Origin of the sequence: Rothia nasimurium (assembly GCF_928381705.1) — a bacterium.
In the GTDB taxonomy this organism is placed as follows: domain Bacteria; phylum Actinomycetota; class Actinomycetes; order Actinomycetales; family Micrococcaceae; genus Rothia; species Rothia nasimurium_G.
On sequence record NZ_CAKMSR010000015.1, the window covers coordinates 37,940 to 47,628 of the forward strand.

At 51.8% G+C, this 9,689-nt stretch carries 5 protein-coding genes; 3 read left to right on the plus strand and 2 right to left on the minus strand.

All coding sequences use genetic code 11. The features are described from left to right. Nucleotides 1-32 precede the first annotated feature (32 nt). Complete coding sequence (locus tag L6762_RS11140) at nucleotides 33-1,736, plus strand: DUF885 domain-containing protein (protein ID WP_237187321.1); 1,704 nt, start codon at nucleotides 33-35, stop codon at nucleotides 1,734-1,736. Nucleotides 1,737-1,812: 76 nt separating this feature from the next. Here the strand turns inward: L6762_RS11140 and L6762_RS11145 are convergent, their stop codons facing one another. Beyond that, nucleotides 1,813-3,216: a dicarboxylate/amino acid:cation symporter gene (locus L6762_RS11145; protein ID WP_237187322.1), complete on the minus strand. Its 1,404-nt coding sequence runs from the start codon at nucleotides 3,214-3,216 to the stop codon at nucleotides 1,813-1,815. A 224-nt stretch (nucleotides 3,217-3,440) separates the two neighbouring features. Between L6762_RS11145 and exaC the strand changes: the two genes are divergently transcribed. After that, a complete protein-coding gene (gene exaC, locus L6762_RS11150) occupies nucleotides 3,441-4,964 on the plus strand; it encodes an acetaldehyde dehydrogenase ExaC (RefSeq protein ID WP_237187323.1) in 1,524 nt (507 codons plus the stop codon). Between the two features lie 353 nt (nucleotides 4,965-5,317). After that, a complete protein-coding gene (locus L6762_RS11155; RefSeq protein WP_237187324.1) occupies nucleotides 5,318-7,420 on the plus strand; it encodes a Dam family site-specific DNA-(adenine-N6)-methyltransferase in 2,103 nt (700 codons plus the stop codon). 59 nt (nucleotides 7,421-7,479) lie between these two features. Here L6762_RS11155 and L6762_RS11160 read toward each other — a convergent pair whose 3' ends face one another. Then, nucleotides 7,480-9,456 (minus strand): AlwI family type II restriction endonuclease, encoded by a 1,977-nt coding sequence (locus tag L6762_RS11160; protein WP_237187325.1) that lies wholly within the window; start codon nucleotides 9,454-9,456, stop codon nucleotides 7,480-7,482. Nucleotides 9,457-9,689 lie beyond the last annotated feature (233 nt).

Sequence of the window (9,689 nt, forward strand, 5' to 3'; positions counted from 1 at the left end):
TTTCTGGGTCACAGTATCCTAGAATGGGGTGTATGACACTACACCCAGATTTACCCGAAATTTTTAAGGCCGACCGCGCTCAGACCGAGGTCGACCGTATTGCCAACGACTATTACGAGAAGACCCTGGAACTAGACCCGGCAGCGGCCACCATCGAGGGCCGCAAGGGGCGGGAAACCGAGTACCCCGACTACTCCCCCGCCGGCACCCAGGCAGAGATTGACCTAGCCCGCGCTACTCTGGCAGCCCTTGACGCCGTTGAACCGGCCGACGACATCGACCGGGTTACTGTCGATGCCATGCGCGAGCGCCTGGGTCTCAAGCTCGAACTGCACGAGGCGGGCCTGGGCGACTGGGAACTCAACAACATTGCCTCCCCTGTTCAGGGTATTCGCGCCATCTTTGACCTGATGAACCGTGAAACAGCCGAGGACTGGGGGCACATTGCTGGCCGCCTGGGTAACGTTGCGGAAGCGGTTCGCGGTTATATCGAGACCCTAGAAGCCGCCCGCACCGCAGGTAAGGTGGCAGCGGTGCGTCAGGTCGATATCGTCATCGAGCAGGTAGCCGCCTACGTTGCCGAAGGCGGTTTCTTCGACGCTCTGGCACAAGAGGTAGCCGAAGCAGCCCCCGAGCACACCGACCGAGCCATCCAGGGGGCGGCGTCCGCCAAGGAAGGCTACAGCGAACTTCTCTCCTATCTCAAAGACACCCTGCGCCCCGACGCGCCCGAGGCCGATGCTGTGGGCCGCGAGCGCTACTCCCTTTACTCCCGTCAGTTCGTGGGAACCACCCTCGACCTGGAAGAGACCTATGCCTGGGGCATCGAGGAGCTCGACCGCATCATCGCGGCCCAGCAGGAGGTCGCCGAAGCCATCAAGCCCGGGGCTACCATTGACCAGGCAAAGGCCCTGCTCGATGCTGATCCCAAGCGTACCCTGAAGGGCACCGATGAACTGCGGGCCTGGATGCAGAAGCTCTCCGACGCTGCCGTCAATTATCTGGCCCAAGAGCACTTCACGATCGAGGGCCCGTTGCGCAAGCTCGAGTGCATGATTGCCCCCACCCAGGAGGGCGGTATCTACTACACCGGCCCGTCCGCTGATTTTGAGCGCGCTGGTCGCATGTGGTGGTCGGTGCCCGAAGGTGAAGATACTTTTGGCACCTGGCGCGAGACCTCAACCGTCTACCACGAGGGCGTACCCGGCCACCATCTGCAGGTTGCCTATGCAACCGCTATGGCCGAGGCCCTGAACCAGTGGCGTGCTAACGCCGTGTGGGTTTCGGGCCATGGCGAGGGCTGGGCCCTGTACGCTGAGCGCCTCATGGACGAGCTGGGTTATCTCTCTGACCCTGGCGACCGCATGGGTATGCTCGATGCCCAGCGCCTGCGCGCTGCCCGCGTGGTCTTCGATATCGGCCTGCACTGCGGTTTTGAGATCCCAGAACGCTGGGTGACCGAGCTGGGTGTAGAACCGGGCATCTGGGACGCAGAGAAGGGCTATAAGTTCCTAGAGGCCAACCTCGATATCTCCGAGGGCCAGCGCCGCTTTGAGTTCCTGCGCTACCTGGGCTGGCCGGGTCAGGCCCCCTCTTACAAGGTGGGCGAGCGAGTCTGGTTACAGCTACGTGAGGACGCCCGCGCCGCCGGAATCTCTGACCGCGACTTCCACACCCGGGCCCTCAAACTGGGCTCGGTCGGGCTTGATACCCTGCGCCGGGCACTAGCTGCCTAAGTGGCGTCAACATGAAGCGGGCCCTGCACACCGATAGGTGCGCAGGGCCCGCTTCTCTATGCGGCAGGGCTAAGGGTTAGGACGCTGCCGCGGCAGGTACCTGGGGTGCCTCGCCCAGGCGGGCGTAGACGTCCTCAGCGACAAAGCCGCCCTCAGTGCGGGGAGCCTTGTAGAGTTCCTCGTTCAGAATGCCCTCGCGCTTGGCGACAATCAGGGCTACCAGGGCCTGGCCTGCGACGTTGACGGCGGTACGGCCCATATCAATGATGGGGTCGATGGCCAGGAGCAGGCCAACGCCGTCGAGGGGAAGGCCCAGGGTGGAGAGGGTGAGGGTGAGCATGACCGTTGCACCGGTGGTTCCTGCGGTGGCGGTGGAACCGAGCACCGACACCATAATGATGAGCAGGTAGTGGGTGATGTTGAGGTCGATGCCGTAGAACTGGGCCACAAAGAGGGCTGCTAGGGCGGGGTAGACCGCGGCGCAGCCGTCCATCTTGGTGGTGGAGCCCAGGGGAACCGCGAAGGAGGCGTAGGCGCGGGGCACACCAAAGTTACGTTCAGCTACGGACTGGGTCAGAGGCATGGTGCCCATGGACGAGCGGGAAACGAAGCCCATCTGCACAGCGGGCCAAACGCCCGAGAAGAACTGCTTAATAGACAGACCGTTGGCGCGGGCAATGGCGGGGTAGACCACGAAGAGCACAAGGGCCAGGCCGATGTAGAGCACAATTACGAAACGGGCCAGAGAGCCCATGGAGGTCCAGCCGTAGGCGTAGACGGCTCGGCCAATCAGGCCGATAGTGCCGAGCGGGGCCAGGCGGATAATCCACCAGAGGATGGTCTGAATAATGGCCAGAGCGCTCTTATTGAGGTCAAGGAAGGGTTTGGCTGCGGGGCCGGTCTTGAGGGCTGCAATACCCACGGCTACTGAAATCACAAGAATCTGGAGCACGTTGAAGCTAGCTGAGCCTGTGACGGTCTCGCCCGAGTTTGAGATGCTCACGCCCAGGCCGAGGAAGTTGGCGGGAATCAGACCGGTGAGGAAGCCCAGCCAGGAGCCGGTGCGCCCTTCGTAGGTTTCGGGGGCCGCTAGGCCGGTATTTGCACCGGGCTGGGTGACGAGCCCGAGCACCAGGCCAATCAAGACAGCGATGAGTGCGGTGTAGGCGAACCACAGCAGGGTTTTGGTAGCCAGGCGGGCTGCGTTAGATACTTCAGCCAGGTTGGCGATGGACGACACCACGGCAGTGAAGATGAGGGGTACGACCGCCGCTTTGAGCAGGGTGACGTAGGAGGAGCCAATAGTGGAGAGGGTGGTCATGAGCCAGTTGGGGTTCTCGGTGGCGTCGCCGCCGAGGTTGGTGGCTACCAGGCCCAAGATCACGCCCAGGATGAGGGCGGCGATAATTTGATTACCGAAGGACGTAGCCCAGGCGGGAAGTCTCTTGCGGCTAGCGGGTGCTGTGGTGTGGTTTAACATGTCTCACCACTGTACGCCTGGCCCTGGGGCTTGTGAATCGGGGTGTAAAGCTAGGACATATTTTGCTGTAGGTCACATGATGGCCTGGGTTTTTTACGGATCGGTCTTCACAGGTGGAACCCCTCTCAACTAAACTGTGATTCAAGTTACTTTTATGTGCTTTTTATGAACAGGTAGGCCCTGGATGCCTACCCCGTAGTCAGATACAACTCAAAGGAGAGACAATGACTGTTTACGCCGCACCCGGCTCAGCAGATTCCATCACCACCTTCAAGTCCCGCTACGACCACTTCATCGGAGGGGAATGGGTAGCCCCGGCCGAGGGCCAGTATTTTGAAGATATCTCCCCGGTTAACGGCAAGCCCTTTGCAGAAGTCGCCCGCGGTACCGCAGCTGATATCGACAAGGCTATTGACGCAGCCTGGAAGGCTTTTGAGACCTGGGGCAAGACCTCCCCCACCGAGCGTGCCACCCTGCTGCTCAAGCTGGCCCAGATTATGGAAGATAACCTGGAATCCATCGCCGTGGCTGAGACCTGGGAGAACGGCAAGCCCGTGCGTGAAACCCTGGCCGCAGATATCCCGCTTGGCGTTGACCACCTGCGCTACTTCGCGTCCGCTATCCGCACCCAGGAAGGCCGCCTGTCAGAGATTGACGAGAACACCGTGGCCTACCACTTCCACGAGCCACTGGGCGTGGTCGGCCAGATTATCCCCTGGAACTTCCCCATCCTTATGGCCATCTGGAAGATTGCTCCGGCCCTGGCAGCGGGCAACACCATCGTGCTCAAGCCCGCCGAGCAGACCCCGGTTTCGGTGCTCTACCTGGTTGACCTGTGGAAGGATGTACTCCCCGCCGGTGTGCTGAACGTTGTGAACGGCTTTGGCCCCGAGGCTGGCGCCGCCCTCTCTGGCAGCAAGCGCATCCGTAAGATTGCTTTTACTGGTGAGACCACCACCGGTTCTATCATTATGAAGGCCGCAGCCGACAACATCATCCCGGTTACCCTGGAGCTGGGCGGCAAGTCCCCCAACGTCTTCTTTGCCGATGTTGCTGCCGAGAAGGACTCCTTCTACGACAAGGCACTCGAAGGCTTTGCCTCCTTCGGCCTGAACCAGGGCGAGGTCTGCACCTGCCCCTCGCGTGCGCTGATTCAGAAGCCGATTCACGATTCCTTCCTCGAGGCTGGCATCGAGCGCGTAAAGGCCATGAAGCAGGGCAACCCGCTCGATACCGAGACCATGGTCGGTGCCCAGGCGTCCAAGGAGCAGTGGGACAAGATTACCGGCTACCTGAAGATTGGCAAGGACGAGGGCGCGGACGTTCTCGTCGGCGGTGAGGCCTGCGAGCTGGGCGGCGACCTGGCGGACGGCTGGTACATTCAGCCCACCGTTTTTGCCGGTAGCAACGACATGCGTATCTTCCAGGAAGAGATTTTTGGCCCCGTTTTGGCTACTACCTCTTTCACTGATTTTGATGAGGCTATGCGCATTGCCAATGACACCGATTATGGTCTGGGTGCGGGCGTCTGGACGCGCGACCAGAACACCGCCTACCGGGCAGGCCGCACTATTCAGGCTGGCCGTGTATGGATCAACAACTACCATAATTACCCGGCCCACGCCGCTTTCGGTGGCTACAAGAAGTCAGGCATCGGCCGCGAGAACCACCTGATGATGCTTGAGCACTACCAGCAAACCAAGAACATGCTGGTCAGCTACTCAGATAAGCCGATGGGGCTCTTCTAATACCTGCCTCTGATAGCTTGAGGCTTATTCATAAGGGGTTCCGCAGGCTCACGCTCGCCGTGAGCCTGCATCATCTACCCTTAACAGATAAACCCTATTACTCGTATGCTGCCGGGAAGCAAGCAAGCCATTGCTCAAGTAAAGACCTAACTAGTTCTGCATACGGGACTTAGGCGGATTTTGAAGTACACTAGGCTGATTCGACAGTGAGCAAGGTTCATATTCTATGCCACTGGAGGAATTTGTAGATAAGCATTGTAACGTGAATTTCATCTCTTTGAGGCCCTCAAGAAGAACTCTTCCGCAAAAGTGGAACTATAGTTTAGAAGGTTAGATGCATCAACGGAAATGAGATGGCTTTGCAATATTTTTCGATTCATAACCGCAGATACCTTGGTTCCAAAAGATCCTTACTGCCACACATCAATGCCATCATCAAAAACCTAACCAAACCCGTCAAAACCGCTGCAGACCTCTTCGCCGGAACCGGTATGGTAGGAGGAGCACTTACTGAGTCCGGCATCAATGTCACTTTTAACGATCTTCTTAGCTCAAATAGTGTCGTCCACCGAGCCTTCTATGGTCAAGGAGATTACGACATGCAAAAACTCGAAAAGATCGTCACCTTTATCAATGAGGTACCCACACAAGAGATACCTGAAAACTACTTTTCTCTCACATTTGCAGACACTTATTTCTCATATGAAAATTGCCTACTTATTGGACACTACCGTGAGCATATTGAAAGCCTCAGCAAAAGTCAGGTAATCACCCCCAGAGAAGAATCTATACTCATCACCAGTCTTATCTACGGAATGGATAAAAAAGCAGCCACGGTCGGACACTATGATGCTTACCGTATCGGACAAGCAGACACTAGCCGCATAATATTCGGTTTACCTGACATCAAGCCTCTCAAGACCACCAATACAATCCTCACTCAGGACGCAAATCAGGCAGCGGTAGAAGGCACATGGGATCTCGTGTACCTAGACCCGCCTTACAACTCCCGTCAATATAGCGACATGTATCATTTACTCGAAAATGTTGCCACATGGGAGAAAAAACCTGTTAAATATAAGGCTCTCAAAATTGATCGCACTCATATAAAAAGTAATTATTGCACCTCAAAAGCGGTGCCTGCATTTACCGATCTCATAGAAAAACTCAATACTAAATATATTCTTTTTTCCTACAATGACACCGGCGCGAGAGGCAACTCCCGCTCAGCAGCCCGTATCACTGACAGCGAAATTATCGATGCCCTCAATCGCCGCGGAAAAGTTACTGTCATCAACATTAACCATAAAGGGTTCACAACTGGTAAATCAAAAATTGGAGATATCAAAGAACGCCTCTTCCTCTGCGAAGTGAGATCACCCAGTGAATCTAAAAAAAAATTAGATCTACAAGAAATACAGGCCCAAACACAAATAAATAAGGTACCCAAAAAGCAGAAAAAACTTATTAAAAAATTAGATAATTTTCCAACATTCCTTGGCTCTCAGGAACCCTACAATATTATTCAACAAAACCAAACTAAAACTAACATCATCAAAACACCACTCAACTATACCGGCAACAAAAATAAACTCATTAACACTCTCAATCCTCTCTTTCCACCAGCTAGCTCAGGAATGCGCTTCATCGATCTCTTTGCAGGCGGAATGAGCGTAGGCCTTAACTCCGGCTACGGTAAAGTGGTCTTCAACGATATTTCTTCTGCCGTCATAGCACTCGGAAAGCTTTTTGCCACCACTGACTACCATTCTTTAGAAACCCGTATCGAAAACATTATCGATGATTTTAAACTCAGCAAAAGCTCTATCAATGGCTACGAATTCTATGGGATGAATTCTTCAAGCGGACTCGGAAAGTATAATAAAGAACCCTATATGCGCCTTCGCAAATACTTCAATTCGTTAAGCAGGCAAGATCCCGATTGGCCCATTTATCTCTTTGTGCTTGTCATTTTTGGATTCAATAATCAAATACGCTTCAATTCAGCAGGAAACTTCAATATGCCAGTAGGCAAAAGAGATTTTAACAATCGCGTGAAAGCAAATCTATACTCAACCATTCAAAAAATTAACTCAATGGATGTTGAATTCTGGAACGGCCCCTTTCACTCCTATGATTTTACTTCCAAAGATTTTCTATATTGTGACCCCCCTTACTTACTAGGTCTTGCTAGTTATAATGAGCAAGGTGCGTGGACAGATAAAGATGAGCAACAGCTAAGGGATTTCCTTGTCACTCACCATAAACGAGGGGGGTACTTTGCGTTATCCAACGTACTATTTCATAAAGGCTTAGAAAATATTTCACTCAGAGAGTGGGCTAATAATCATAAATTCACAATTGTGGAACTAAACCATAGCTACGGGAATTCCTCTTACCAACGCAAAGATAGAAATCCTTCCATAGAAACACTCATCACTAATTGGAAAGTATAAATCAAGCAATTAGAAGGTTACCACCCTAAACCATTAATTTTTCCAGTATTTTTAAGCTCTTATGCCAGAAGCTTACGTGTGAAATCTTCGTGCCAAGAGGAATTCAAAATTGAAGGGTTGAGTTCTGCCATTTCCTGCTGAATACTTCCAAGCACAGCCCCCAAATCTGCTGGACGTTGAAATAGCTCCACCAAAGTCGCAGTTTCTAATCCAAAGATTCGAGGACTAACTGTTTCTTCACCATCCTGCGAACGAGAGCCCAAAGTTGGGTAAAGCCTCATCAGAGAGGCAAACCCGAAGATTCTGGTGACATTGCGGTCTAGTTTATTAGCTACAAAAAGAGTCAATGAACCAGGAAACTCGTTCTCATAGTTAGTAGCATGACGAAGCACTGGCTCTAGTTCACCGCGGCGTTGGGTACTTGGATCCATCAATGTAGCTTCCACTAAAACCGGTAATCCATCGAAATCGAACTCGATATCTCCGCGCATGCCAGGTGCATGAGTTTCCGGTAGAAAATCACCGCCTAATGCAAGATTATAGGCATCTAAAATATCAAAGCTTCTATGCGAAGCGTAATAGAAAACAAGCCCTAAAAGATACTCATAAATCGTAGGTATAGAGGCACGCTGATCAAATTCTTGTTCAAGTTTCCTAAGTTCAGCCGAAGATCCCGGGTGATGCTCCATAATAGTTTGCAAGTGCTGTAGTACTTTCTCCAGTGGCAAGAAATCCTCAAGCATCTCATTGAATCGTCTTAGCTCCAACTCACGAGCATAATCTTCCACCTGGTCAGGTGAAATACCATAATCCTCAGAAATTGATTCTGCAGCTTTCGTATAGCAATCTTCACCTAATTCAGCTGATAACGGCTCAGTGCTACCTACATAAATTTCTGGAGCTCCTTCCAGAGCAGTTAAATTTGCTTTAAAAAAACTCCAGCTATACACCGATCGGAACTTCACTGTTTTATTTTCAAATGAAAAAACTCCCGTGGCTTGAAGGGTTCTACGATTCAAATCAAAATACTCACCACAAAGCGAGAGCATCTTAGATGCCCTGAACCGCAAAGCCAGCTCACGCCGAAATTCATCATCACTTTCCGCATGGAAGCCAGGCAAATTAATTTCACTATGAATTTGCTGCGCAGAAATCTTTTTATTACCTGCAGGCAATGACAGTTTAAAACCTTTTTTAGCCGACGAAAATTTATTGACTTCCCTTAAACGAGTAAGATTATCATCACTCGGATTATTCCGAAAATCAGCTAAAACTTCAATGAACTTCTTATAAACCTTTGTATACTCTTCACTCTTATGGCTATTAAAATATTCTGGACTGAACTCATTATTTACCGCAAAATTATCAAGAGCCGACCTAATTTCTGGTGTAAATGTCGAAGGCAAGCATTCACTAAGAATATCAACCAAACTTCTACCTTCACCAAGTTCCTGAATCTTTTCAAAAATAATAGGTGAATCTGGGCCCACTAGATAAGGGCCAAGGATAAAAATCCAACGGAACTGATCTTCCGTTAGTTCTTTACGGACCACAAGCTCTCGGATTAGAAGCTGCACAGGGGAGTAGACACTTCCGTTGGTTAGATCCGCACGATATCGAAAGACCCCACGAAACAAAGCTGAATTCGCAGGTGTCAAGTGGTTAGAGGTATCAAAATCGTCTAGAATTCCCTGGTCTCCCTCAGTTAGCGCTTTCCCCAGAGGGGTAAGAAGGCGATTATCATCGACGAGGCCCAGCTTCACCAAAGGATTAGTGTTAGTGCGAGCGCGCTGTGCACGTTTCTTTTCAGATAGCTGAGGCGTAGAACCTGACTGCGAATAAGCTTGAGGCGCTTCACGACGAAAAAAATTATATATCTCAGCCTGATATCCTTCTGCGGAAGACCATCCCACTGAAGGATCACGTCTGTTTGCAAGCACCTCCAACAAGGAGATATACGATGCGGCAACATTTTTGCGCCGAAAAGAAGTATCTCCTAAATTAGTAAGCGTCTTCGAAGTGGGGAAAACAGACATATTTAATCCTTCATAGTTGAGTTCCTTAAAAAGATTTTACCAGCATAGAGATTTATTCATAAGAGGGGGTGGGATGTGGACCCCTCTTATGAATAAGCCTCACCGTTGAGGCTTATTCAAAAGTAGACACGCACCCCACACCCACCAACTAGACAACGGCCCCACCCGCGGCAAAAATATGAGCGTTAAATCTCTACAAATAACCTCAAGCCATACCGGACAAGACCGTTGCT